This is a genomic window from Kaistella sp. CFF1-2, assembly GCF_059509915.1.
Genome location: NZ_JCAKLF010000002.1, coordinates 260435 through 284929, shown reverse-complemented (window position 1 = coordinate 284929; position 24495 = coordinate 260435). Strand labels below are relative to the sequence as shown.

At 37.3% G+C, this 24495-nt stretch carries 27 protein-coding genes; 21 read left to right on the top strand and 6 right to left on the bottom strand.

The features are described from left to right. The first annotated feature begins 7 nt into the window (after nt 1-7). The 17 genes from rplE to AC5XHR_RS06350 all read left to right on the top strand — a co-directional run bounded on the left by rplE (nt 8) and on the right by AC5XHR_RS06350 (nt 10319). The gene (gene rplE, locus AC5XHR_RS06430; protein WP_495949958.1) at nt 8-559 is read left to right on the top strand and encodes a 50S ribosomal protein L5; all 552 of its coding nucleotides are present in this window, start codon (nt 8-10) and stop codon (nt 557-559) included. A gap of 3 nt (nt 560-562) precedes the next feature. Then, complete coding sequence (gene rpsN, locus AC5XHR_RS06425) at nt 563-832, top strand: 30S ribosomal protein S14 (protein WP_495949957.1); 270 nt, start codon at nt 563-565, stop codon at nt 830-832. Between the two features lie 160 nt (nt 833-992). Then, the gene (rpsH, locus tag AC5XHR_RS06420) at nt 993-1391 is read left to right on the top strand and encodes a 30S ribosomal protein S8 (protein WP_495949956.1); all 399 of its coding nucleotides are present in this window, start codon (nt 993-995) and stop codon (nt 1389-1391) included. 17 nt (nt 1392-1408) lie between these two features. Next, nucleotides 1409-1954 carry a 50S ribosomal protein L6 gene (gene rplF / locus AC5XHR_RS06415; protein WP_495949955.1) on the top strand — a complete coding sequence of 182 codons (546 nt, stop codon included), beginning with the start codon at nt 1409-1411 and terminating at the stop codon, nt 1952-1954. 14 nt (nt 1955-1968) lie between these two features. Beyond that, nucleotides 1969-2322 (top strand): 50S ribosomal protein L18, encoded by a 354-nt coding sequence (gene rplR / locus AC5XHR_RS06410; protein ID WP_495949954.1) that lies wholly within the window; start codon nt 1969-1971, stop codon nt 2320-2322. 23 nt (nt 2323-2345) lie between these two features. After that, nucleotides 2346-2867 carry a 30S ribosomal protein S5 gene (gene rpsE / locus AC5XHR_RS06405; protein WP_495949953.1) on the top strand — a complete coding sequence of 174 codons (522 nt, stop codon included), beginning with the start codon at nt 2346-2348 and terminating at the stop codon, nt 2865-2867. 11 nt (nt 2868-2878) lie between these two features. Beyond that, nucleotides 2879-3055, top strand: a complete 177-nt coding sequence (gene rpmD, locus AC5XHR_RS06400) for a 50S ribosomal protein L30 (protein ID WP_495949952.1) — start codon at nt 2879-2881, stop codon at nt 3053-3055. Nucleotides 3056-3135: 80 nt separating this feature from the next. Further along, on the top strand, nt 3136-3585 hold the full coding sequence (rplO, locus tag AC5XHR_RS06395; RefSeq protein ID WP_495949951.1) for a 50S ribosomal protein L15: 450 nt from the start codon (nt 3136-3138) through the stop codon (nt 3583-3585). A gap of 9 nt (nt 3586-3594) precedes the next feature. Continuing rightward, complete coding sequence (secY, locus tag AC5XHR_RS06390; protein ID WP_495949950.1) at nt 3595-4974, top strand: preprotein translocase subunit SecY; 1380 nt, start codon at nt 3595-3597, stop codon at nt 4972-4974. Nucleotides 4975-4977: 3 nt separating this feature from the next. Next, complete coding sequence (gene infA, locus AC5XHR_RS06385) at nt 4978-5193, top strand: translation initiation factor IF-1 (protein ID WP_079667196.1); 216 nt, start codon at nt 4978-4980, stop codon at nt 5191-5193. Nucleotides 5194-5243: 50 nt separating this feature from the next. After that, nucleotides 5244-5360, top strand: coding sequence for a 50S ribosomal protein L36 (rpmJ, locus tag AC5XHR_RS06380; RefSeq protein WP_007839480.1), 117 nt, complete (start codon nt 5244-5246; stop codon nt 5358-5360). A 9-nt stretch (nt 5361-5369) separates the two neighbouring features. Beyond that, the gene (gene rpsM, locus AC5XHR_RS06375) at nt 5370-5747 is read left to right on the top strand and encodes a 30S ribosomal protein S13 (RefSeq protein WP_495949949.1); all 378 of its coding nucleotides are present in this window, start codon (nt 5370-5372) and stop codon (nt 5745-5747) included. A 12-nt stretch (nt 5748-5759) separates the two neighbouring features. Further along, entirely contained in the window at nt 5760-6149 is a 390-nt protein-coding gene (gene rpsK / locus AC5XHR_RS06370; RefSeq protein WP_484026127.1) for a 30S ribosomal protein S11, read from the top strand. A gap of 20 nt (nt 6150-6169) precedes the next feature. After that, nucleotides 6170-6778 carry a 30S ribosomal protein S4 gene (rpsD, locus tag AC5XHR_RS06365; RefSeq protein WP_495949948.1) on the top strand — a complete coding sequence of 203 codons (609 nt, stop codon included), beginning with the start codon at nt 6170-6172 and terminating at the stop codon, nt 6776-6778. A gap of 31 nt (nt 6779-6809) precedes the next feature. After that, nucleotides 6810-7805 carry a DNA-directed RNA polymerase subunit alpha gene (locus tag AC5XHR_RS06360; protein WP_495949947.1) on the top strand — a complete coding sequence of 332 codons (996 nt, stop codon included), beginning with the start codon at nt 6810-6812 and terminating at the stop codon, nt 7803-7805. Nucleotides 7806-7811: 6 nt separating this feature from the next. Then, nucleotides 7812-8333: a 50S ribosomal protein L17 gene (rplQ, locus tag AC5XHR_RS06355; protein ID WP_495949946.1), complete on the top strand. Its 522-nt coding sequence runs from the start codon at nt 7812-7814 to the stop codon at nt 8331-8333. A gap of 108 nt (nt 8334-8441) precedes the next feature. After that, the gene (locus AC5XHR_RS06350; RefSeq protein WP_495949945.1) at nt 8442-10319 is read left to right on the top strand and encodes a glycoside hydrolase family 35 protein; all 1878 of its coding nucleotides are present in this window, start codon (nt 8442-8444) and stop codon (nt 10317-10319) included. 59 nt (nt 10320-10378) lie between these two features. Here the strand turns inward: AC5XHR_RS06350 and AC5XHR_RS06345 are convergent, their stop codons facing one another. Beyond that, nucleotides 10379-10780, bottom strand: a complete 402-nt coding sequence (locus tag AC5XHR_RS06345; RefSeq protein ID WP_495949944.1) for a hypothetical protein — start codon at nt 10778-10780, stop codon at nt 10379-10381. Between the two features lie 149 nt (nt 10781-10929). Here AC5XHR_RS06345 and AC5XHR_RS06340 point away from each other — a divergent pair, with 149 nt between their 5' ends. The 3 genes from AC5XHR_RS06340 to AC5XHR_RS06330 all read left to right on the top strand — a co-directional run bounded on the left by AC5XHR_RS06340 (nt 10930) and on the right by AC5XHR_RS06330 (nt 15706). Further along, nucleotides 10930-12846, top strand: a complete 1917-nt coding sequence (locus AC5XHR_RS06340) for a SulP family inorganic anion transporter (protein WP_495949943.1) — start codon at nt 10930-10932, stop codon at nt 12844-12846. A 64-nt stretch (nt 12847-12910) separates the two neighbouring features. Further along, entirely contained in the window at nt 12911-14203 is a 1293-nt protein-coding gene (gene eno, locus AC5XHR_RS06335; RefSeq protein WP_495949942.1) for a phosphopyruvate hydratase, read from the top strand. A gap of 216 nt (nt 14204-14419) precedes the next feature. Further along, nucleotides 14420-15706, top strand: a complete 1287-nt coding sequence (locus AC5XHR_RS06330) for a citrate synthase (protein WP_495949941.1) — start codon at nt 14420-14422, stop codon at nt 15704-15706. Nucleotides 15707-15751: 45 nt separating this feature from the next. On the opposite strand, the gene AC5XHR_RS06325 is transcribed toward AC5XHR_RS06330, so the two are convergent. Next, entirely contained in the window at nt 15752-16642 is an 891-nt protein-coding gene (locus AC5XHR_RS06325; protein WP_495949940.1) for a DMT family transporter, read from the bottom strand. Nucleotides 16643-16892: 250 nt separating this feature from the next. On the opposite strand from AC5XHR_RS06325, the gene AC5XHR_RS06320 reads away from it, so the two are divergent. After that, a complete protein-coding gene (locus AC5XHR_RS06320; protein ID WP_495949939.1) occupies nt 16893-17807 on the top strand; it encodes a dimethylarginine dimethylaminohydrolase family protein in 915 nt (304 codons plus the stop codon). Nucleotides 17808-17880: 73 nt separating this feature from the next. On the opposite strand, the gene AC5XHR_RS06315 is transcribed toward AC5XHR_RS06320, so the two are convergent. The 4 genes from AC5XHR_RS06315 to AC5XHR_RS06300 all read right to left on the bottom strand — a co-directional run bounded on the left by AC5XHR_RS06315 (nt 17881) and on the right by AC5XHR_RS06300 (nt 24407). Continuing rightward, nucleotides 17881-20142 (bottom strand): glycoside hydrolase family 3 C-terminal domain-containing protein, encoded by a 2262-nt coding sequence (locus AC5XHR_RS06315; protein WP_495949938.1) that lies wholly within the window; start codon nt 20140-20142, stop codon nt 17881-17883. Nucleotides 20143-20268: 126 nt separating this feature from the next. Beyond that, a complete protein-coding gene (locus AC5XHR_RS06310; protein WP_495949937.1) occupies nt 20269-22743 on the bottom strand; it encodes a beta-mannosidase in 2475 nt (824 codons plus the stop codon). Then, on the bottom strand, nt 22740-23405 hold the full coding sequence (locus AC5XHR_RS06305) for a copper homeostasis protein CutC (RefSeq protein WP_495949936.1): 666 nt from the start codon (nt 23403-23405) through the stop codon (nt 22740-22742). The genes AC5XHR_RS06310 and AC5XHR_RS06305 overlap by 4 nt, the downstream gene beginning before the upstream one ends. After that, nucleotides 23406-24407 carry an isoaspartyl peptidase/L-asparaginase family protein gene (locus AC5XHR_RS06300; RefSeq protein ID WP_495949935.1) on the bottom strand — a complete coding sequence of 334 codons (1002 nt, stop codon included), beginning with the start codon at nt 24405-24407 and terminating at the stop codon, nt 23406-23408. Between the last annotated feature and the right edge of the window lie 88 nt (nt 24408-24495).

Below are 24495 nucleotides of genomic sequence, written 5' to 3'. Positions count from 1 at the left end.
AAAGACGATGGAATATATAGCAAGACCTAAAAAGGCATATAAAGAAAAAATTGTTCCTGCAATGATGGAAGAGTTTGGGTACAAGTCTATCATGCAAGTACCTAAATTACAGAAAATCGTTGTTTCACAAGGTTTAGGTGCAGCAACTGCTGACAAGAAAATTGTGGATTACGCTGTAGAGGAACTTACTGCAATTACAGGACAACAAGCTGTAGGTACAGTATCTAAAAAGGATGAGGCATATTTCAAATTAAGAAAAGGAATGCCAATTGGAGCTAGAGTAACGCTTAGAGGAAACCAAATGTATGAGTTCCTTGACAGATTAACAGCTTCTGCTCTTCCAAGAATTAGAGATTTCAACGGTATCAAAGCTGATGGTTTCGATGGTAGAGGTAACTATAACTTAGGTATCACAGAACAAATCATCTTCCCTGAGATCGTGATTGACAAAGTGAAAAAAATCCAAGGTATGGATATCACTTTCGTAACATCTGCAAATACAGATAAGGAAGCTAAGGCATTATTAACTCACTTCGGTTTACCATTCAAAAAGAACTAAGAAATGGCTAAAGAATCAATGAAAGCGCGTGAGCGCAAAAGAGAAGCACTAGTTGCAAAGTATGCTGCGAAAAGAAAAGCTTTGAAAGAAGCTGGTGACTACGAAGCATTACAAAAACTTCCTAAAAATGCATCTCCAGTAAGACTACACAACAGATGTAAACTTACAGGAAGACCAAGAGGATATATGAGAACGTTCGGACTTTCCAGAGTAACTTTCAGAGAAATGGCAAACAACGGTCTTATCCCAGGAGTTAAAAAAGCAAGTTGGTAACAATTTTGTAAACAAATCGAGGCAGTAAAGTTGGTTTGTCAAGATATAAGATGGACGATGTCAGATTACAGACATGTACCATTTGTCTGAAATCTGATATCTAAAATCTGAAGTCTAAATCAAAACTTGCTGTCATTAACCAATAATTTAAAATAAAGAAATGGTAACAGATCCAATTTCAGATTTCCTAACTAGAGTAAGGAACGCACAAAGCGCAGGCCACAAAGTGGTGGAAATTCCTGCATCAAAAATCAAAAAAGAGATTACTAAAATCCTTTTCGACCAAGGGTATATCTTGAACTTCAAGTTCGAAGATAACGCGGTACAAGGGATCATCAAAATCGCTTTGAAGTATGACAAGCAAACCAACAAACCAGCTATCAAGTCTATCCAAAGAGCTTCTAGACCGGGTTTAAGACAATACAAAGGTTCAGAAGAACTTCCAAGAGTATTGAACGGTTTAGGAGTAGCTATTATCTCAACTTCTAAAGGAGTTATGACAGATAAAAAAGCTAGACAAGAAAAAGTAGGCGGGGAGGTAATCTGCTATGTTTATTAATTTTTAATCAAAGGAAAATGTCAAGAATTGGTAAAGCAATTATAACGATTCCAGCTGGAGTTACTGTCACTGAAAAAGACGGTGTAGTAACTGTAAAAGGACCTAAAGGAGAACTTTCTCAGGAACTTAAAGAAGGAATTACGTTAGAACAAAAAGATGGCGAGCTTACAGTAAGCAGACCGTCAGACTCTAAGTCACATAAAGCTCTTCACGGTCTATACAGAGCACTTATCAACAACATGATTGTAGGTGCATCTGAAGGTTTCCAAAAGAAACTAGAACTAGTAGGAGTTGGTTATAGAGCATCTCACAGTGGTCAAAAACTGGAGTTGGCTCTAGGTTTCTCACACGGTATCGTGGTAGAACTGCCTACAGAAGTAGCAGTACTTACAGAAACTGAGAAAGGTAAAAACCCAATTATTACTTTAACATCGCACGATAAGCAACTTTTAGGAATGGTAGCTGCAAAGATCCGTTCTTTCAGAAAGCCTGAGCCGTACAAAGGAAAAGGTATCAAGTTCGTTGGTGAAATCTTGAGAAGAAAAGCTGGTAAATCTGCATAATAAATTTTAATACAATGGCTTTAAATAAATTAGAAAAAAGAAACAGAATTAAAAGAAGAGTTAGAGGAAAAATCTCTGGTTCTGCAGAATTGCCAAGACTATCTGTTTATAAAAGTAATAAGGAAATTTACGCTCAGTTAATTGATGATAAAGATGGTAAAACATTAGCATCAGCTTCATCAAGAGAAAAAGGCGTTGATGCGAAAGGTACTAAAGTAGAAATTTCTTCTGCAGTAGGTAAAGCAATTGCTGAAAAAGCAAAAGCAGCTGGTATCGAGAAAGTCGTATTCGACAGAAACGGATTTGTATATCACGGAAGAATCAAAGCTCTAGCAGACGGTGCAAGAGAAGGAGGTCTTCAATTCTAATCAATTAATTTCGGAAAAACATTATGTTAGGACTAGATAATATCGAAAAAGTAAAACCGGGAGGATTAGAATTAACAGATCGTCTCGTAGCTGTAAATAGAGTAACTAAAGTAACAAAAGGAGGTAGAGCTTTCGGATTTTCTGCTATCGTTGTAGTAGGAAACGAAGATGGAGTTATCGGTTTCGGATTAGGTAAATCTAAAGAAGTAGCTTCTGCAATTGCTAAGGCAGTAGAAGATGCTAAGAAAAACCTAGTGAACGTACCTGTAATGAACCACACGATCCCTCACCAAACTTCTGCTAGATACGGAGGTGCAGACATCTTCTTGAGACCAGCTTCTCACGGTACAGGGCTTATCGCCGGTGGTGCTGTAAGAGCGGTACTAGAATCTGCAGGTATTAAAGATATTCTTTCTAAATCTAAAGGATCTTCTAACCCACATAACGTAGTGAAAGCTACTTTCAAAGCGTTATTGGATATCAGAAGACCTGAAGAAATCGCTAGATTAAGAGGTGTTTCTTTAAGCAAAGTATTTAACGGTTAATAATTTGAACAATGGCAACAATTAAAGTAAAACAAGTAAGAAGCGCTATTGGGAGAACAAAAACCCAAAAAAGAACGCTTGAAGCATTAGGACTTAAAAAACTTCACCAAGTAGTAGAGCACGAAGCAACTCCTTCTATCTTAGGAATGGTTGCAGCAGTAAGCCACTTAGTAGAAGTTCAAAAATAAGACAATAGACGAAGAGAAGGGAGACTTTTAGAATCTTTAAGTCTCTAATCTCCACTCTTTTAATCTCAAATCTAAACGAAATGAATTTAAACAATATCAAACCTGCAAAAGGTGCTACACACAATTCCAAGAGAATTGGTAGAGGACAAGGATCCGGAAAAGGTGGTACTTCTACAAAAGGTCATAAAGGTCAGAAAGCAAGAGCTGGTTACTCAGAAAAAATCGGTTTCGAAGGTGGACAAATGCCTTTACAAAGAAGATTACCGAAATTCGGTTTCAACAATGTAAACAGAAAAGAATTTAGAGGAATCAACCTAGATACAATCCAAACTCTAATTGATACAAAAGACATCAAAGGTGATATCACAAAAGATGTATTAGTAGCAAACGGATTAGCATCTAAAAATGAGTCAGTAAAAATCTTAGGAAGAGGAGAATTGAAATCAGGTGTTTCTATCTCTGCTGACAAATTCACAAAATCTGCCGTAGAATTAATCGAAAAGGCAGGAGGTAAAGCAATTACTCTATAATATTCTATAATGAAAGGATTTATACAAACACTTAAAAACATTTGGAGTCTTAAAGAACTAAAAGATAAAATTCTTTTTACTTTAGGTCTTATCTTAGTGTATAGATTCGCATCATATATTTCACTACCTGCTATTAACATGGCAGAAGTAGGAAGTTTATTGGAACAATATAACAACCAAGGAGGCAGCAAACAAGGAGCTGGTCTCCTTGGTTTGCTTTCGTCTTTCACCGGAGGAGCATTCAGCCGGGCATCCATTATGGCGCTAGGGATCATGCCGTACATTTCGGCATCCATTATCGTTCAGTTGATGGGTATGGCCGTTCCGTATTTGCAGAAATTGCAAAAAGATGGAGAAAGTGGAAGAAACACATTAAACCAAATCACAAGATGGTTAACAATCGCAGTATGTTTGGTGCAAGCACCATCGTATTTGGGATCAATCACAGGATATTTCTTACCATACGCTCAGTTTTCACAAGCGTATTACGTAAATCCTGAGTCTATCATGTTCTGGTTACCAAGTATAGTTATCTTGGTTGCAGGATCGGTATTCGCAATGTGGTTAGGAGAAAAAATTACAGACAAAGGTATCGGAAACGGTATTTCTATCCTTATTATGGTTGGGATCTTGGCAGATCTTCCTGCAGCATTCGTTCAGGAATTTGCTACTCAAACAGGTAAAGGAGGTTTAGGAAACGTAATGATCCTTGTCGAGGTGTTGTTCTGGATGTTGGTAGTATTACTAGCAATTGTACTTTCAGTTGCCGTGAGAAAAATCCCAATTCAGTACGTAAGCCGTGCTCAAGCAAGAGGTGGTGTAAACCGTAACCTTATGCAAGGAGCTAGACAATGGATTCCTTTGAAAGTAAATGCAGCTGGGGTAATGCCAATTATCTTTGCGCAAGCATTAATGTTTGTTCCAGGACTATTAACCAATATTGATGAATCGAATACATTTTTTGCTGGTTTCAAGAACGTATTTAGCTGGCAATACAATGTGTTATTTGCATTATTAATTATCATTTTTACGTTTTTCTACACCGCAATCACGATTCCTGTGAATCAAATGGCGGATGATTTAAAGCGTAATGGTGGGCTTATTCCAAAGGTAAGACCAGGAAAAGAGACTGCTGATTATCTTGATGATATCCTATCAAAAATTACTTTGCCAGGTTCAATATTTTTAGCTATCTTTGCAGTCCTTCCGGCACTAGTGTACGGAACCCTCGTGCAAACGGACAGATTCGCCCTGTTTTTCGGCGGAACTTCGTTGTTGATCATGGTGGGCGTTATTATGGATACCGTTCAGCAAATTAATACGTATTTGTTGAATCATCATTATGACGGGTTAATGCAATCCAAATTATCAAGAACAAGCGGAACATAATATATGGCAAAGCAAAAACATATCGAACAAGACGGCGTTATTACGGAAGCACTTTCTAATGCGCAGTTTCGGGTAGAACTAGAAAATGGGCATATTCTTATTGCCCATATTTCTGGTAAAATGAGAATGCATTATATTAAATTGCTTCCTGGTGACAAAGTAAGGCTAGAAATGTCTCCTTACGATCTTACTAAAGGAAGGATCACTTTCAGATATTAGTTATCTGGATGAAATTTTATTTGAATACTTAAAAAGAAAATTACTCTCAAATGAAAGTTAGAGCATCAATTAAAAAAAGAAGTGCTGATTGCAAAATTGTACGTCGTAAAGGTGTGCTTTTCGTAATCAACAAGAAGAACCCAAAATTTAAACAAAGACAAGGCTAAAATTAAATTATGGCGAGAATTTCAGGTATTGATTTACCAAAAAACAAAAGAGGCGTTATCGGTTTAACTTACATCTACGGAATCGGAAGAAGTACTTCTTCTGAAATCTTGAAAGCAGCCGGTATCAGCGAAGACAAGAAAGTCAACGAATGGAATGACGATGAATTGGCTGCCATCAGAAACTACATCACTGAAAACGTAAAAGTTGAAGGTGAATTGCGTTCTGAAGTGCAATTGAACATCAAGCGATTGATGGACATAGGATGCCAACGAGGAATACGTCACAGACTAGGATTACCTTTAAGAGGCCAAAGAACGAAAAACAATTCTAGAACCCGAAAAGGAAGAAGAAAAACTGTTGCTAACAAGAAAAAAGCTAGTAAATAATCGTTAGGAATTATGGCAAAACAAACTAAAGTTGTAAAAAAGAGAAAAGTAAAAGTTGAAGCGATCGGGGAAGCACACATCCAAGCATCATTCAACAATATTATTATTTCTTTGACGAATAAAAACGGAGAGGTTATCTCTTGGGCGTCTGCCGGTAAAATGGGATTCAGAGGTTCTAAAAAGAATACTCCTTTCGCAGCTCAAATGGCAGCGGAAAACTGTGCAGCAGTTGCACACGAAGCTGGTCTTAGAAGAGTTAAGGTGTTCGTGAAAGGACCTGGAGCAGGTAGAGAATCTGCTATCAGATCTATTCACAATTCAGGAATTGAAGTTAGTGAAATCGTAGATGTGACTCCAATGCCACATAACGGTTGTAGACCACCTAAAAGAAGAAGAGTTTAATTTTTAGAATTATAACCATTATGGCAAGATATATTGGACCAAAAACTAAGATTGCTAGAAAATTCGGAGCAGCAATCTTCGGAGACGATAAAAACTTCGAAAGAAGAAAAAACCAACCACCAGGACAACACGGACCAAACAAAAGAAGAGGTGCGAAGAAGTCTGAATACGCAGTTCAGTTAGCTGAAAAGCAAAAAGCAAAATATACATACGGTATCCTAGAAAGACAATTTGCAAATCTTTTTGAGAAAGCAGACAGAAGTAAAGGAGTTACAGGTGAGGTACTTTTGCAATTATGTGAGTCTAGATTAGACAACGTAGTATACAGATTTGGATACTCAAAATCTAGAGCTGGTGCAAGACAGTTGGTTTCTCACAGACATATCACAGTAAACGGAGAGATCGTAAATATCCCTTCTTACTTATTGAAAGCTGGTGATGTGGTTGCAGTAAGAGAAAAATCAAAATCACTAGAAGTTGTAGCTGATGCTCTTGCATCAAAAGCAAACTACGAGTGGTTACAATTCAACGACGAGAAGAAAGAAGGAACTTTCATTTCTGCTCCTGAAAGAATCCAAATTCCGGAGGACATCAAAGAACAGTTGATCGTCGAACTATACTCTAAATAATTTTAATCTAAATTTTTGCTCAACCAACAATATGGCAATTTTACAATTCATAAAACCCGATAAAGTAATTCTACTTAACTCTGATGATTTCAAAGGACAATTTGAGTTCAGACCATTAGAGCCAGGTTTCGGTCTTACGATCGGTAATGCTTTGAGAAGAGTACTTCTTTCTTCTCTAGAAGGATATGCTATTTCATCTATCAAAATTGAAGGTGTAGAGCACGAGTTTTCAACCATACCAGGAGTTATTGAAGACGTTACTGAGATTATCTTGAACCTAAAGCAATTGCGTTTAAAAGCAAAAGCTGAAGGACAAGCTAATGAGCAAGTAAATGTTAAACTTTCTGGTAAAGAAACAGTGACAGCAGGAGATTTAGGAAGCACGATGGCTGGTTTTGAGGTTTTGAACCCTGAGCTTATTATCTGCAACTTGACAAAAGACGTTACTTTCGAGATTACTTTCAACATTGAAAAGGGAAGAGGTTATGTTCCTTCAGAACAAAACAAATCGAACAATGCTCCTATCGGAACTATTGCTATCGATTCTATTTTTACCCCAATCAAAAAAGTAAAGTATTCTGTTGAAAATTACCGTGTAGAGCAAAAAACAGACTACGAAAAACTTGTATTGGATATCGAAACTGACGGGTCTATCACTCCTCAGAACGCCCTTACAGAAGCTTCTAAGATCTTGATCTACCACTTCATGTTGTTCTCTGATGAGAGAATTACGTTGGAGACGGAAGCTGTAAAAGCATCAATCCAATACGACGAAGAAACTTTACATACAAGACAGCTTCTTAAAACTAAACTTGCCGATATGGATCTTTCTGTAAGAGCATTGAATTGTTTGAAAGCTGCTGAAGTAGAAACTCTTGGAGAGCTAGTTTCTTATAGTAAGTCTGATTTGATGAAATTCAGAAATTTCGGAAAGAAATCTTTGACAGAACTAGAAGAATTAGTGCATTCAAAAGGTCTTAACTTCGGTTTCGACGTAGCAAAATATAAATTAGACGCTGATAAATAATTAACAATGAGACACGGGAAAAAATTCAATCACTTAGGAAGAACTGCTTCTCACAGAAGCGCATTGCTTTCTAATATGGCTTGTTCTCTTATCGAGCATAAAAGAATCAACACTACTGTTGCAAAAGCGAAAGCTTTAAGAGTATATGTTGAACCTATTCTTACAAAAGCAAAAGAAGATACTACACATAATAGAAGAACAGTTTTCTCTTATTTACAAAGCAAAGAAGCGGTTACTGAATTATTCAGAACAGTTGCTCCTAAAATTGCAGAAAGAAATGGAGGATATACAAGAATCATCAAAACGGGATTCCGTCCAGGTGATGCTGCTGATACAGCTATTATCGAGTTAGTTGACTTCAACGAGCTTTACAACCCTAACGCTGAAGAGAAGAAAACAACAAGAAGAAGTAGAAAATCTACAACTGCTAAGAAAACCGAAGCTGTTGCAGAAGTTAAAGCTGAAGCTCCAGTTGAAAAAACAGAAGAGCCTAAAGCAGATTCTACTGAAGAAAAAACTGAAGAATAAGAATACGTATTCTCAGATATACAAAAAGCCACCTAATCTAGGTGGCTTTTTGTTTTGTTATACTTTTTTTGCTCTTTTTTCCTACCTTTCCTATTCTAAAATATAGGTATGTTTAAAACTCGATTTATTTTCTTGATGTTCGTTTTTATCGGATTATTTGCTTTTGCCCAAAAGAAGAAAGAAACTTTTGAAATTAAAGATGGTCACTTTTATTTGAATGGAAAACCAACACGTATTCTTTCAGGAGAATTGCATTATCCAAGAGTTCCGTCCCAATATTGGAAACATCGTTTAGAAATGATGAAAGCCATGGGACTGAATACGGTAACTACCTATGTTTTTTGGAACTATCATGAAGAAAGCCCAAACCAATGGAATTGGAGTGGCGAAAAGGATTTGAAACGTTTTATCAAGACAGCGCAAGAAGTTGGTTTGTATGTTATTCTTCGTCCAGGGCCATACGTTTGTGCGGAATGGGAGTTTGGAGGTTATCCGTGGTGGTTACAAAACATCGCTGGCTTAAAGATTCGCGAAGACAATGCGCAGTTTTTAGAGCAAACTAAAAAGTATTTAACACAATTGCATGGTCAAGTCAAGGATCTTCAGATTACCAATGGAGGTCCCGTGATAATGATTCAAGGGGAAAACGAGTTTGGTTCTTTCGTTGTTCAACGAAAAGACATTTCTTTGGAAAGCCATCGTGCTTACAACGCAAAAGTGATACAACAATTGCATGATTTAGGATTTACGGTTCCTATGTTTACATCCGATGGTTCATGGCTTTTTGAAGGCGGAACCGTTGTTGGTGCTTTACCAACCGCGAATGGCGAAAACGATATTGAAAAGCTTAAAAAAGTAGTGAACGAATATCATAACGGAAAAGGGCCATACATGGTTGCGGAGTTTTATCCGGGTTGGTTAGGGCATTGGGCAGAAAAATTCCCTCGAGTTGACGCCGGGAAAATCGCTCGTCAAACGGATAAATATCTCGCCAACGATGTTTCTTTTAATTACTATATGGTTCACGGCGGAACGAATTTCGGCTTTACAAGCGGAGCGAATTACGATAAAAACCATGATATTCAACCCGATTTAACTTCGTATGATTATGATGCACCAATTACGGAAGCGGGTTGGAGAACGCCAAAATACGACTCGATCCGAAATGTAATTGCGAAATATACCAAAGAGAAACTTCCAGAGGTTCCGAAACCCATATCGGTTATTGAAATTTCGAAAATTCACTTGACAAATGTGTATAGTTTATTGGCTTTTGCAGATAAAAAGGAGAAAATAAGCAACGACAAACCTTTAACTTTTGAACAACTGAATCAAGGTTATGGTTATGTTTTGTACCGCAAACATTTTAATCAACCTATTTCAGGGGCTTTAGATATTACAGGTTTACGTGATTATGCGACAATTTATGTAAATGGTGAAAAAGTAGGAGAGCTGAATCGATATTATAAGAATTATACGATGCCTATAGAAATTCCGTTCAATGCAACTTTAGAAATTTTGGTTGAAAATTGGGGTCGAATTAATTACGGCGCCAAAATCATTGAAAATACGAAAGGAATTGTTCTTCCAGTTAAAATTGATGATGTTGAACTTACTGGAGATTGGGAAATGGTAAAACTGCCGTTCGATGCTGAAATGCTGAATCCGTCGAAATTTGTAAAACTCAATTCAAAACAAATTGATGAGCAAAAGAACTTACCGGTTTTATATCAAGGAGAATTTACTTTGAATGACGTTGGTGATACTTTTTTGGATATGAGAGATTGGGGAAAAGGTTTGGTCTTTATCAACGGCAAAAATCTAGGGAGATTTTGGAAAGTTGGTCCGCAACAGACGTTGTACGTTCCTGGTGTTTGGTTGAAAAAAGGTAAAAATGAAATTGTTGTTTTCGATCAACTTAACGAAAAAGTTCACACCGAAATTTCAAGTATTAAAACACCTATTCTCGATGAGTTGAAACCCTAATACAATAAAAAAGCCCTCGCTTGAGGGCTTTTTTATTAGTTCTATGATGTGTGATTTGTTTAGAATCTCACTAAATCAATTTGCGTGTCTCCTTGGGTGATAATTAAAGAGTCGCCTTTAATTTCTGCACCAACGCCGTTTCTCTCGTATCTCGCTCCGTTTGCCGTCAACTCTTTTCGATCCAACTGGAACATATGATTATTCGCTTTAATTAGAATAACATTAGACTTATCGGTGTTGGTCAACGTAGCTGTTGCTCGGCTTCCATCGATTGCTTTATAGCCAATAATTACTTCTTTTTGTGTGTTATTAAGGTCTAAAGCCGAAGGTTCCGTTTGGATATTCGTTTCTACCGTTGGCAATTCTTCAGTAGAAATTGCACTTTTATTTCCTTCTTCTTTCTTTGTACAACTGATAGCAACTAAACCAACTATCGCTGCTGAAAATATGATTTTTTTCATATGAAATGGTTTTATAACGCTAAGGTACTTTTAATAAAGGAAATTTCCAATCCTGATGTAAATTAATTTTCATTAATTATGAATTTTTTCTATAATGTTTTTGGATATTATAGATTTTATGAATAATTTTATAGGTGAAAATTAATTCTATGTTCAAAGACTATTTTACTTTTAAGAATATCAAAGGAGATTTTTTCGGAGGTATCACGGCCGGGATTGTGGCGTTACCATTAGCATTAGCTTTTGGTGAGCAATCAGGATTGGGTGCTGCTGCCGGACTTTTCGGTGCCATTGCCATCGGTTTTTTCTCCTCATTATTCTGTTCTACACAACCTCAAATTTCTGGACCAACCGCTCCGATGACGGCGGTAAGTGTGGTTGTTGTTTCCGAAATCGTCCAGAGTTTTAATGGCGATTTAGGAAGTGCGATGCCCGCCATTTTGAGTGTCTTCTTCCTCGCAGGGATTTTCCAGGTTCTCTTGGGGATTATCGGTGTTGGAAAATACATTAAATACATTCCGTATCCCGTGATTTCTGGATTTATGAACGGTATTGCCATTATTATTTTGATGGGTCAAATTTTCCCACTTTTAGGCTATGTGGCTAGTGAAGACAAAGCTTTGCTGGAAAAAAATATGGTTATTGCTGAATCTAATTTACTCGCAAAAGAATTTCAGAACTTAAGCAAAGATAAAACCATTGGCATTGATGATTTGGCTTTGTTTGAGTCGAAAATTAACGAAGTGAAGAATATTTCCCATGATGAAATTGTAAAAGAAGCACAAACGATTTCTAAAATGCAAGTGAAATCTCCCGCAGGAATTTTATCCAATATCGATCGTGGCTTGAAAAACATTAACTGGCTCGAATTCGCCTTTGTCGCTGGAACCGTTTTGGTGATTTATGGTTTCAAATATGTGCTGAATCTCTTGCCAAGCCGATTCAAATTTATCGATGCGTTAAAGAAAATGGCCTCATCCATTCCTGCAACGTTGATTGCTTTAGTTTTGGTGACAGCAATTGCGATTTATTTTAATTTTGATTTATATCGAATTCAAGAAATTCCAACCGGATTCCCGTTACCGCATTTAGAAATTTTCTCAGGTTTCAATTTAGGGTTGATAAAACCGTTTATTATGGCTGCAATTTCATTAGCGATGTTGGGATCTATTGACTCGTTACTGACGTCGGTGATCATTGATACCAAAGAAAAAACGCAGCACAATAGTGGAAAAGAATTGATTTCTCAAGGAATCGGAAATTCCATGGCGGCTTTCTTCGGAGGGATTCCCGGATCTAGTGCGACGATTCGTACGTTATTGAATTACAGTTCTGGTGGTAGAACGCGTCTTTCAGGGATTTTTGCTTCACTTTTATTGTTGAGTATTCTCTTGTTTTTTGCGCCAATTGCATCTAAAATTCCGTCTGCGGTTTTAGCAGGTGTTTTGATTACGGTTGGTGTTGGGATATTTGATTACCGTGGATTGAAAGCCATTCGAAAAATGCCTATTTGGGACGTAATCGTGATGATTGTAGTGATGCTACTAACGGTTTTCGTGGATTTGGTTATTGCCGTAGGTGTCGGTTTGGTGATTTCGGCATTGATTTTCATGAAGAAAATGGGTGATTTGAACACGAAAAAATCGCAAGTAATTTCATTTGACAATATTGAAGAACTTCCCTGGGATGATGAAAAAAGTATTTCCGATGATATTGCGAAAAGCATTTTTGTAAAACATTTGGAAGGGCCATTGTTCTTTGGTTATACTAACGATTTGCAACAACTCTACACGCAAATTCCAGAAGATGCACAATACGTAATTCTCAGAATGGACAAGGTGCCGTACGTGGATCAAAGTGGTTTGTACTCGTTGGAAGATATTATTATTGATCTCGAGAATAAAAATAAATGCGTTCTTATTGTTGGACTTCAAAAGCAGCCGGATTACTTGATGCGTAAAATCGAAATCATCCCAAATTTAATTGGCGAACATGAAAATTTTAAAACCTTTGACGCGTGTTTATTATGGATGAAAGAAGACATACAAAACAAAGCGAAAAATTAGAATACATTGCATAAGGCTACCTCAATTTTAAGTATCTTTGTGTAGTTAAAAAAATTAATGCATTATGAGTTATATTTCTTACATCGAAGCAAGACAGATTTTAGATTCTAGAGGAAATCCAACAATTGAAGTTGACGTTTTTACTGAAAGTGGGGCTATGGGCCGTGCTGCCGTTCCGTCGGGAGCATCAACAGGAGAACATGAAGCGGTAGAATTAAGAGACGGTGGATCCGATTTCTTAGGTAAAGGGGTTCTAAAAGCCGTAGAAAATGTAAGAGAAGTAATTGCTCCAGAAATCGTTGGGATTTCCGTTTTCGAACAAAACCTAGTCGATCAAATTATGATTGAGGTCGATGGAACATCTAACAAAGGAAATTTGGGTGCTAACGCTATTTTAGGAGTTTCTTTGGCGGTTGCAAAAGCAGCAGCAGCCGAATTGAGATTGCCTTTGTACAAATACGTTGGTGGTGTTAATGCAAACACGCTTCCCGTTCCAATGATGAACGTAATTAACGGAGGTTCACACTCGGATGCACCAATTGCATTCCAAGAATTTATGGTAATGCCAGTGAAGGCAGATTCGTTTTCTCACGCATTGAGAAAAGGAACGGAGATTTTCCATAATTTGAAGTCAATTCTTCACGGAAGAGGACTTTCAACAGCGGTTGGTGACGAAGGAGGTTTTGCGCCAACATTTGCGGGAACAGAAGATGCTTTGGATACGTTACTTCAAGCGATTGAAAAAGCTGGATACAAGCCAGGTGATGATGTGATGATCGCTTTGGACTGTGCGGCTTCAGAATTCTACAAAGATGGCATTTACGATTATAGAAAATTCCAAACTCCAGATTCAGCACAATTCAACAGAAGTGAGCAAGTGAATTATTTGGCTGAATTGGCTGCAAAATATCCGATTATCTCAATTGAAGATGGTATGCATGAAGACGATTGGGAAGGATGGAAAATGCTTACGGACAAAATCGGAGACCGCGTTCAGTTGGTTGGAGACGATTTATTCGTAACAAACGTAGAAAGACTTTCTAGAGGAATCAAAGAAGATATCGCAAACTCAATTCTAGTAAAAGTAAACCAAATTGGTTCACTTTCTGAAACGATGGCAGCGGTACAAATGGCTCAGAACAACAAGTATACATCGGTTATGTCTCACAGATCTGGTGAAACAGAAGATGCTACAATTGCTGATTTAGCGGTAGCGATGAACTGTGGACAAATCAAAACAGGTTCTGCTTCACGTTCAGATAGAATGGCGAAATACAATCAATTGATTAGAATTGAAGAGGCTTTAGGTGAAACCGCAATTTTTCCAGGTCTTGACGCCTTCAAAATTAACAGATAATTCATATTGAATTTTATATGCAAAGCATTCGAAATAATTCGGATGCTTTTTTTATTTTTCATCTAATTTTAGGGCATTTTAAGTTGTATTTGCTCAGAAATGATTTCGTTTCAAACCAAATTAAACTTATAGATTTTTTTTATCATGATATACTAAAGAATCTCATTTGACAATACGTGTCAAAATGCTTATATTTAACGAATAAAATATTAACAAATGTCAGATAATAAAGTCGTATTGAACTATGATGGGAAATCATTCGAATATCCTATTGTAGATAGCACACTTGGAGATCGTGGAATCGATATTTCGAAGCTTAGAGATCAAACTGGTTTAATTACTTTAGATCTTGGATATAAAAATACCGGAGCTACGTTAAGTGATATCACCTATTTGGATGGTGATAAAGGAGAATTGTATTACAGAGGATATCCTATCGAGCAAATTGCTGAGAAATCGAATTTTACAGAAGTAATGTATTTGTTACTTCACGGTGAATTGCCAACAGAAAGTCAATTTACTTCTTTCGATAAAGGAATCAAAAAATACAATTTCGTTGCAGACGAAATGAAGAAAATTCTTGACGTTTTCCCTCGTTCTGCTCACCCTATGGGAGTTCTTTCTTCGCTTACATCTGCGTTAACGGCTTTCAACCCAAAAGCAGTAAACGTAAATTCTAAAGAAGAAATGGATCACGCAGCAGAATTAATGCTTGCTAAATTCTCTCACCTTTGTGCTTGGACTTACAGAAAAACTCAAGGTTTACCAATCAACCACGGCGATAACAGCTTAAGCTATGTAGAAAACTTCTACAGAATGGCTTTCAGATTACCAAACGAAGAGTTTGTTATGGATCCAGTTGTTGTTGATGCTTTAGATAAATTATTAATTCTTCATGCTGATCATGAGCAAAACTGTTCTACTTCTACTGTAAGAATGGTAGGTTCTGCACATACTGGATTATTCGCTTCTATTTCTGCGGGTGTTTCTGCACTTTGGGGGCCACTTCACGGTGGTGCAAACCAAGCAGTAATCGAAATGCTAGAAATGATCGAAGCGGATGGTGGAGATGTTGCTAAATGGGTAGAAAAAGCGAAAAACAAAGAAGATAACTTCCGTTTGATGGGCTTCGGACACCGAGTTTACAAAAACTTCGATCCAAGAGCGAAAATCATCAAAAAAGCGGCTGATGATATCCTTAACGCATTAGGAATTCACGACAAAGCTTTAGATATCGCAATGCAATTAGAAAAAGTAGCGTTAGAAGACGATTACTTCGTATCTAGAAAATTGTATCCAAACGTAGATTTCTACTCAGGAATTATCTACAGAGCATTAGGAATTCCAACTGAAATGTTTACCGTAATGTTTGCATTAGGAAGACTTCCAGGGTGGATTTCTCAATGGAAAGAAATGAGACTTCACGGAGACCCAATTGGTCGTCCAAGACAAGTTTATCAAGGAGCAGGAGTACGTGATTATGTTTCTATGGAAGCAAGATAATTTTACTCTTACTAAATATAAAACTCCCCAATTTGGGGAGTTTTTTTATGCAGTTTGTATGGCTTTTTTCTCGTTTCGCCGATTGGATAAGACATTCAGCAAAACTCCGCTAAGAATAAATACAATTCCGATGAGTAGATTGGTCGTGAACTCTTCTTGAAAAAATAAAACACTTACCGCAACAGCGATCACGGGTTCTAAAGCGCCCATAATTGCCGTTGGTGTTGATCCGATGTACTGTATCGCAATCACCAAAGCAACACTTGAAATTAACGTGGTTACAAAAGCAAATACAACTAAGTTTATCAAAATCGATGTGTTCGGAACCATTAAAGAATCGCCTTTAATTGAAGATTTTACTAAAAAATAGAATGCCGTAAAAAGCATGGAATAAAATGAAAGTTTGAATCCGTTCATTGCCAATCCGCCTTTATTCACAATAATCATATATAAAGCATACGCCAAAGCGCTAAACATAACGATTCCCAATCCAGTATAATTGAGCTCGAAAGAGCCTTCCTTCAAACAAAGTACTAAGACCCCAATAAAAGCTAAAATCAATGAAATAATGCCCATTTTGCTAAGCTTTTCCTTATACACAAAAAACATAATCAAAGCCACCAAAACAGGATAAACGAACAAAACGGTTGAAGCGATTCCCGCCGAAAGATAGTCGTAACCGATGAATAAAAATTCGGATGATAATGCATAGCAAAGTCCTAATATTGCTAATACTCCTAATTCCTTTTTGTTGATTTTCAAACTTATTTTTTTCGACAATAAGTAAACACCGACCATTAAAGCAGAAAATAAAAACCGATAAAAAAGCGTTACATCCATAGAGAATTGTATCCGCTTCAGTGGTAAAATAAAAATCGGGATTAACCCGAATGAAATGGCAGAAATTGTGGCGATAATGTAGCCTTTTGTTTTCATAAATTGATTTCAATCGGCAAAGGTACAGCTTGCTTTTGGGTTTCCCAAACAACGCATGCTCTTGAATTTTTAAAGTTGAAATTTGGATAATTCTTCCATAAAATAGGAAATATTAAGATGGAAAGTTTAGGATTTAAAAATCCATTGAAAAAAAGCTAAACAAAATGATGACAATTCTAGATTTTAACGCTCTTAAAATTCATTTTTGAGTGCTTTTTATAAACTATATTTGCTTTTGAGGAAAGAATCTATGAAACTGAACATTACGAACGAAACTGGAAAACTAAAATCTGTTGTACTCGGCCAGCCCAATTCTATTGGTGGAACGCCTTCTTTAGAGGAAAGTTATGATGCTAAATCGTATTACGCGATTGAAAACGGAATCTACCCAAAGGAAGAATCTGTTCTTGAAGAAATGAATGCTTTTGAGGAAGTTTTGAAAAAATACGGTGTCAAAGTGCATCGTCCGAGCATCATTGAAAATTACAACCAAGTATTTTCGCGTGATGTTGCGTTTGTAATTGATGATAAAATGATCATTTCTAACGTCATCAAAGATCGGGCAGATGAGCAAGATGCTTATCGCAAGATTTTTGAAATGGTGGAGTGGCGAAAAATCATTAACCTTCCCGAAAAAGCCCATGTAGAAGGTGGCGATGTTATTGTTTGGAATGACTTTTTGTTTGTAGGAACGTGTTATTCGGAAGATTATCGAAATTTTAAAACAGCGCGAACCAACGAATATTCGATTGATATATTAAAAGAATATTTTCCAAAGAAAAGAATCATTGACTTTGATTTGAAAAAGAACGATACCAATCCGCATGAGGGAATATTGCATTTGGATTGTACATTCAACCCAATTGGGACCGATAAGTGTATTTTATATAAAAATGGTTTCGTTGATGAAAGCGACAGCCATCTGATTGTCGATATTTTTGGACAGGAAAATGTTTTTGAAGTGACCGATGAAGAAATGTTCGAGATGGTTCCTAATGTCTTTTCTATTTCACCCAATGTTGTGGTTTCTGATGTTCGTTTTAAACGAATGAATCAGTTTTTGAGAGAAGAATGGGGTTTTACTGTTGAAGAAATTCCATACGTTGAGATTTCTAAAATGGGCGGTTTGCTTCGCTGTTCAACAATGCCATTGGTACGGGAATAATAAGACCATATTAAGCTAAAATAGAAAGGCTGCTCAGATTCTGGGCAGCCTTTCACTTGTGTTACTAGTATGATTATTGTAACGTAAATTTCACTTTTGTTTTAATCGCATCGGATGCGTTTCCGATCGAAGCTTCAAATTCTCCTGGTTCGGCAACCCATTCGTGCTTTTTATCGTCGAAATAACTTAGCGCCGCTTTATCGATTGTAAAGCTTACTTCTTTCGATTCACCTGGATTTAAGAAAACTTTTTCAAAACCTTTTAACTCTTTAGTTGGTCTTAAGACTGATGATTTCAAATCGCTGATGTACAACTGAGCAACTTCGGCACCTGCTTTTTTACCCGTATTTTTCACGGTAACTCGGAAGGTGATTTGGTCGTTTTGCGTCATTTTTGATTTATCCGCACTCGCTTTTCCGAATTCAAAACTTGTGTAGCTTAATCCATGACCAAATGCAAACTGAGGTTTGATATTTTTGGTGTCATGCCATCTATAACCCACCAAAATTCCTTCGTTGTAGGTAATATTGATGATGTTCTTTTGATCTTTTCCTTTGCCAGCCGCCAATTCTGCTTTGTTTCCAGGATATTCTCCCATCGTGTGGGCAGCGTTGTCCGAAAGCTTAACTGGAAAAGTAAATGGTAATTTTCCTGAAGGGTTTGCATCACCCGCCAAAATGGAAGCTAATGAATTTCCCGCTTCAGAACCTAGATACCATCCTTGAACAACCGCAGGAACTTCTTTTACCCAAGGCATCGTTACGGCATTTCCGGTAATTAGTACAACTGCTAGGTTTTTGTTTGCTTTAGCTAATTCAGCAATTAACTTATCTTGCGCGTAAGGAAGATCCATGCTTTTTCTATCGTTTCCTTCACTATCTTGGAAATCGGCTTTATTTAAACCTCCAACGAAAACAACGAAATCTGCATTTTTCGCAACATCAACTGCTTCACGAATCAACTCAGCTTCCGAACGACTGTCTTTTAGATCTTGTCCGGATTTAACTCCATTGTATTCGCCACCAACGTCTCCAACGTAGCCTCTCGCATAGACAACCTCGGTTTGTTTCCCGAAACGATCTTTGATTCCGTCTAGTGGTAACGTTTCGTATTTTACTTTTAATGAAGAAGAACCTCCACCAACAGTCATCATTTTAATAGCGTTTTCACCGATTACGGCGATTTTCTTGGTTTTAGAAAGATCGATTGGTAATACATTTTTATCGTTTTTCAAAAGAACAATTCCTTCTTCACCGATATGTTTTGCAACCGCTTTGTGCTCTTCCGAAGCGATGTTTCCGAAAGGCTTATTTCGGTTCATCGTCGTGTTGTAAGCCAAACGCATAATTCGTCTTACTTTGTCATCCAATTCTTTGGTTCCTACTTTTCCTTCTTTGATTAATTTCAAATATGGTTGTGCTAGATAGTAATTGTCATATGCGTTACTTGTTCCTTCAGAAAGACCATTCGTCCAACTTCCGAATTCCATATCCAATCCATTGGTAATGGCTTGTTCGGTATCGTTTGCTGCTCCCCAATCGGAAACAACCACACCTTTATATTTCCATTCTCCTTTCAGAATGTCGTTAATCAGGTATTTATTGTGGCTGGCAATTTGTCCTTTATAGTAATCGTAAGCACCCATAATTGTCCAAGAATCTCCTTCTGTTACCGCTGCTTTAAACGGTGGGAGGTAGATTTCGTACAAAGCACGATCATCAACAGTAACATTACTTGTATGACGGAACATTTCCTGGTTGTTCATTGCAAAATGCTTCACACTGGTTGCAACTCCGTTAGACTGTACTCCTTTGATGTATGGCACGACCATCTTAGAAGACAAATACGGATCTTCACCCATATATTCGAAGTTTCTACCGTTTAGTGGTGTTCTGTAAATATTAACACCTGGACCTAGAAGAATGTCTTTTTTACGGTAGCGAGCTTCTTCTCCAAGAGCTTTTCCGTAGTTCCAAGACATCGTTTTATTCCACGTTGCAGCAAGAGCTGTTAAGGCAGGGTAGGCGATGATGGAGTCGTTTGTCCAGCCTGCTTGATCCCATTCATCCCACATTACTTCCGGGCGAACTCCGTGAGGTCCATCGGTAGCCCAAAATTCAGGAATTCCTAATCTAGGAACACCATGTGACGAAAATTTGGATTGCGCATGTGTTAATCCTATTTTTTCTTCCAAAGTCATACGAGACAACGCGTCTTCTATTCTTTGCTCTACAGGTTTCGTTTCATCTAAATAAATAGGAACTTTCGTCTGCTGGGCATAAACCGAGTAAGTTGCCACAGTAAGTAAAGAGGTCAGAATAATTTTCTTAAACATATCCGAGTTTTTTCATTAATCGGGTTAAAGATAATAAAAAAAATCAAATGTCTCAATTTGAGATAATAAAAATTTTAAAATGTGAAATTTAGCCTAAACTAGGGCTGAAAAGGCGATTGTAATGCTTTACTTTTTGAGAATATAATCGTTAAGTGTTCTAATTTTAAATTCCGAAATAGGCTCTTGAGCTGTGATGACTTTTGCTTTTCCCGGAATCAATGTAAAGAAATTGTCATCAAAATTGGTCATTTTGTTGGTTTCAACATGCACATCTTTCGCAACAACATTCGAAGTTAGTTTTAGTGTTTTTGCATCGATACGCTCCACTTTTACTTGAGCTTTTTCAAGCTTTAAATCCTTCGGTTTCGCTGGAAAATAGTCGAAATAGTATGTTTCTTTAGTAGACGTTTCTATTTCAACAGAAATCAACATATTCGTTGGATCGTAATTCGGAATTTCATTTCTCACAATCGTTTCTAAAGTGAAAACTCCTAGCGCATACGTTTCGCGAACATGTCGTTTTGTATAAACCGTTTTGCCTTTTAAATCTTGAATTTGAATGTCAAATTTTATCAATTGATCTTTATTCAAATCGTTATTTATTTGAATGCTAATTCCTTTTTCATCCACTTTGAACTTCGCAAAAACATCTTGAAAAAGTCGCTTCGCGGAATAATGCGATGCTTTTCTATTGTTGTAAAAATCAATGCTGCTCCACGAAGTAACTGGCCAAACGTCGTTCAATTGCCAGTACAACGTTCCCATATTAAATGGTTTCTTTCCGCGATGCGCTTGTACAGCGATTTCTAATCCGCGGGCTTGTAAAAGTTGGGAGATATAGGCATAATCTTCGAATTGATCGGGCACAGGGTAATCCCGCTCCATATATTCTCGAATAGTTTCGTAGCCCGTTTTATGTTTTTGATGGTTTTTAATTCCTGGATCACCCCATTGAAGATTGGAGGAAATTTGCGTTAAAGTCTTTATCGGAGGCATTCCTTGGAAGCCGTATTCACTTACAAAACGCCCTGTTTTTTCTTCATATTTTTCGAAAGGCTCCTTTCCCCACCAAACGCCCCAATAATGAACATCGCCTTCTTGGTAGGATTTTTCTCGGCCCCAACCGTTTTTTGGTGAACTTTGCCAATACAAAGGTTTTTCGGGATAAACTTCGGCTAAAGTTTGCGGAATTATTTCGCGGAATGTTTTCACATAATCATTCCAAATTTTTGTAGAATCTTGCTTCGAATAATTGAATTGTTTTTGCCATCCCCAATTATGCCAGCCTTCGTCATTCTCATTATTACCGCACCAAATGGCTAAGCTTGCATGGTTTTGCAATCGTTTTGCATTATCAATTACTTCATGTTTTACATTATCCAAAAAAGCGTCGTCGCCAGGATACATGGTGCATGCAAATGCAAAATCCTGCCAAACCAAAATTCCGTTTTCATCACAAAGATTGTAGAATTCATCGTCTTCGTAAATTCCGCCTCCCCAAACACGAAGCATATTCATGTTCGCAAATACCGCTTCATCGATTAATTTTTGATAGTCTTTTTTCGTCACATTGGGTAAAAAACTATGCAGCGGAATAGTATTCGCTCCTTTAATATAAACAGGAACGCCGTTGAGTTCAAAATAAAAGCCAACGCCTTTATCGTCTGGTTTTTCAATGAGTTTGATATCTCGAATTCCAATTTTCAATTTTCGCTCATCCAAAAGCTGATTGCCTTTTTTCAACTGAATGGAATACGAATACAGATGAGGTTCGCCCAAACCTTTAGACCACCAAAGTTTTGGATTTTTAATTTCGATAGGAACGGAAACGGTCTCAAGCCCCTTTTTTAAAGGAATATTCTTTTTGGTTTCATTTATTTGAAGCGTATAATTTCCTTCTTTTTCAACTTGAATTTGAGTTTTGAAGGTAAGTTGCGCTGCATTTTTTTCAATTTTTTGAGAATGTCCGATGGATTCTATTTGCGCATTTTTGATGAATTCTAAACGCACAGGTTTCAAAATTCCTGCAGTAACAAATCGCGGTCCCCAATCCCAACCAAACTGATATTGGGCTTTTCTAACAAATACGCGTTCGCCTTCGGGAATTTCGTACGGAAGTTTTTTTGCAGCTTCTTTTCCTTTTTTTACAGCAGATTCAAATCGAATTTCCAACGAATTATTTCCTTCTTTTAGCAAGGGCTTGATTTCCTTTTGCCACGTTCGGAACATATTATTTGCTGAAATAATTTTTTGACCATTCAAATAAACATCCGCATACGTGTCCAAACCCTCGAATACAAGCTTGATGGCATCGTTTTGAAAGTCCGATTTTGAAATTCGAAAAGAGGTTTTATAAATCCAGTTTTCATTTTCAATCCATTGAAGTTTTTGCTCGTTATCCGAATAATACGGATCTGGAATTTGGTTGTTTTTAAATAAATCTGTGTGAACCGTTCCGGGAACGGAAGCGGGAAGAATTTTTGCTTTTCCTTCTTGCTGAAAAGTCCATTTTTCATGTCCTAAATTTTTAGTTTTTACTTGGCTAAATAAAAACAATGAGCAAAATAGGGTAATTAGCGAAAGGAAAAGCTTTAGCTTCATTCTTCAATAGATTTTTTTAGGTTTTTAATTTCGGCAACGTTGGTGAAACTTTCGTACGGTAAAATCGCGGAAGAATGGTAACGTCCTCCTTTGGTAACATCCATTAATTCTAAAATATTAGACGAACGTACACCGCCACCGATTAAGATTTTAATTTTGTCATCAAAGTCTGAAATCAGTTTTGCTAAGGTTTCTTTTCCTTCAATCGCCGAATTTTTTCCACCGGAAGTAAGAACTTCTTTAAATCCAATTTTAATTAAGGTTTTAGTCGCCTCGAAAATTTCAGGCGTACGATCGATAGCGCGGTGGAAAACACAGGTTGTGTCTCCCGCCAAATCCACTAAAATTTGATTCTTTTCTTGATCGATAAACTGATGATGAGTTAAAATTCCGAACACAAAACCATCTGCTCCCGCATTTTTAAATTCGAGAATATCGTTTTGCATTTGAATGAATTCGGCATCGTTGTAGAAAAATGGTCCACCACTTGGCCGAATCATCACATGAATCGGTTTGTCATACTTACTTCGTAAATATCTGAATTCCTCAATGCTGGGCGTTGTTCCACCAGCGGAGACATCGGCACAAAACTCAATACGATCCGCAACGGATTGCAGCGCTAGTTCGGCAGACGTTATTTCAAAACAGGCTATTTCTAACATTTAAATTAAGTTTTTAGAAGGGAATAATTGGTTTGCTTTTTTGTCATGAACTGCGTAATTAAAGCCTTTTTGAAGGCAAAAAGCGCCATGTTCCCCTTGTTTATTCAAAGCAATGAATCCGATTTGAATGTCTTTCGGATCTTTACCTCTTTGAATGATAAATTTATGAATTCTTCGGACAGCTTCCTCACAAGCGGCTTGCGGATTTTTCCCTTGACGCATTAATTCGACCACCAAATGGGTTCCACATGTTCGGATTACTTCTTCACCATGACCCGTTGCGGTCGCGGCGCCAACTTCATTATCGACGTACAAACCCGCTCCAATAATGGGCGAATCTCCAACACGACCGTGCATTTTGAACGCCATACCGCTCGTTGTACAAGCGCCTGAAAGATTTCCTTTATCATCAATAGCGATCATCCCAATCGTATCGTGATTTTCAATATTTACAATGGGTTTATATTCGGAAGTTTTCAACCATTCCTTCCATTCCTTTTCTGACTCTGCAGTGAGTAAGTTTTCTTTTTTGAATCCTTGCGAAATGGCAAATTCATACGCGCCATCACCTACAAGCATCACATGCGGTGTCTTTTCCATGACCGCACGCGCTACCGAAATTGGATTTTTAATATGTTCCAAAGCTGCAACCGAACCAATGTTCGCATTTTCATCCATAATACAAGCATCCAAAGTTACTTTGCCATCGCGATCGGGTCGCCCGCCGTAACCGACACTTCGTTCTGTTGGATCATTTTCTGTAAGCATAACACCTTTTTCAACAGCATCTAATGCTCGTCCACCTTTTTCCAACACTTTCCAAGCTTCTTTGTTGGCTTCCAAACCGAAATCCCATGTCGAAAGAACCACTGGCTTTCGCACGGTTTTTGGTTTTGTTATTTTTCCTAGACTAGAATTAGCAAAAAGCTCCAATGGATTTAGAACTATCGCTGATGATAATAATGCCGTATGTTTAATGAATTTTCGTCGGTTTGAACTCATGGTGTCATTTTAAATGTAAGCTAAAACAAATATCAATATAATGTCTGATTATGCAAAATATATTCAACAAATCATATTACTAATCGTA

Coding starts and splice junctions, on each gene's coding strand:
- rplE (WP_495949958.1), top strand. CDS start 8: ATGGAATATATAGCAAGACCTAAAAAGGCATATAAAGAAAAAATTGTT.
- rpsN (WP_495949957.1), top strand. CDS start 563: ATGGCTAAAGAATCAATGAAAGCGCGTGAGCGCAAAAGAGAAGCACTA.
- rpsH (WP_495949956.1), top strand. CDS start 993: ATGGTAACAGATCCAATTTCAGATTTCCTAACTAGAGTAAGGAACGCA.
- rplF (WP_495949955.1), top strand. CDS start 1,409: ATGTCAAGAATTGGTAAAGCAATTATAACGATTCCAGCTGGAGTTACT.
- rplR (WP_495949954.1), top strand. CDS start 1,969: ATGGCTTTAAATAAATTAGAAAAAAGAAACAGAATTAAAAGAAGAGTT.
- rpsE (WP_495949953.1), top strand. CDS start 2,346: ATGTTAGGACTAGATAATATCGAAAAAGTAAAACCGGGAGGATTAGAA.
- rpmD (WP_495949952.1), top strand. CDS start 2,879: ATGGCAACAATTAAAGTAAAACAAGTAAGAAGCGCTATTGGGAGAACA.
- rplO (WP_495949951.1), top strand. CDS start 3,136: ATGAATTTAAACAATATCAAACCTGCAAAAGGTGCTACACACAATTCC.
- secY (WP_495949950.1), top strand. CDS start 3,595: ATGAAAGGATTTATACAAACACTTAAAAACATTTGGAGTCTTAAAGAA.
- infA (WP_079667196.1), top strand. CDS start 4,978: ATGGCAAAGCAAAAACATATCGAACAAGACGGCGTTATTACGGAAGCA.
- rpmJ (WP_007839480.1), top strand. CDS start 5,244: ATGAAAGTTAGAGCATCAATTAAAAAAAGAAGTGCTGATTGCAAAATT.
- rpsM (WP_495949949.1), top strand. CDS start 5,370: ATGGCGAGAATTTCAGGTATTGATTTACCAAAAAACAAAAGAGGCGTT.
- rpsK (WP_484026127.1), top strand. CDS start 5,760: ATGGCAAAACAAACTAAAGTTGTAAAAAAGAGAAAAGTAAAAGTTGAA.
- rpsD (WP_495949948.1), top strand. CDS start 6,170: ATGGCAAGATATATTGGACCAAAAACTAAGATTGCTAGAAAATTCGGA.
- AC5XHR_RS06360 (WP_495949947.1), top strand. CDS start 6,810: ATGGCAATTTTACAATTCATAAAACCCGATAAAGTAATTCTACTTAAC.
- rplQ (WP_495949946.1), top strand. CDS start 7,812: ATGAGACACGGGAAAAAATTCAATCACTTAGGAAGAACTGCTTCTCAC.
- AC5XHR_RS06350 (WP_495949945.1), top strand. CDS start 8,442: ATGTTTAAAACTCGATTTATTTTCTTGATGTTCGTTTTTATCGGATTA.
- AC5XHR_RS06345 (WP_495949944.1), bottom strand. CDS start 10,780: ATGAAAAAAATCATATTTTCAGCAGCGATAGTTGGTTTAGTTGCTATC.
- AC5XHR_RS06340 (WP_495949943.1), top strand. CDS start 10,930: ATGTTCAAAGACTATTTTACTTTTAAGAATATCAAAGGAGATTTTTTC.
- eno (WP_495949942.1), top strand. CDS start 12,911: ATGAGTTATATTTCTTACATCGAAGCAAGACAGATTTTAGATTCTAGA.
- AC5XHR_RS06330 (WP_495949941.1), top strand. CDS start 14,420: ATGTCAGATAATAAAGTCGTATTGAACTATGATGGGAAATCATTCGAA.
- AC5XHR_RS06325 (WP_495949940.1), bottom strand. CDS start 16,642: ATGAAAACAAAAGGCTACATTATCGCCACAATTTCTGCCATTTCATTC.
- AC5XHR_RS06320 (WP_495949939.1), top strand. CDS start 16,893: ATGAAACTGAACATTACGAACGAAACTGGAAAACTAAAATCTGTTGTA.
- AC5XHR_RS06315 (WP_495949938.1), bottom strand. CDS start 20,142: ATGTTTAAGAAAATTATTCTGACCTCTTTACTTACTGTGGCAACTTAC.
- AC5XHR_RS06310 (WP_495949937.1), bottom strand. CDS start 22,743: ATGAAGCTAAAGCTTTTCCTTTCGCTAATTACCCTATTTTGCTCATTG.
- AC5XHR_RS06305 (WP_495949936.1), bottom strand. CDS start 23,405: ATGTTAGAAATAGCCTGTTTTGAAATAACGTCTGCCGAACTAGCGCTG.
- AC5XHR_RS06300 (WP_495949935.1), bottom strand. CDS start 24,407: ATGAGTTCAAACCGACGAAAATTCATTAAACATACGGCATTATTATCA.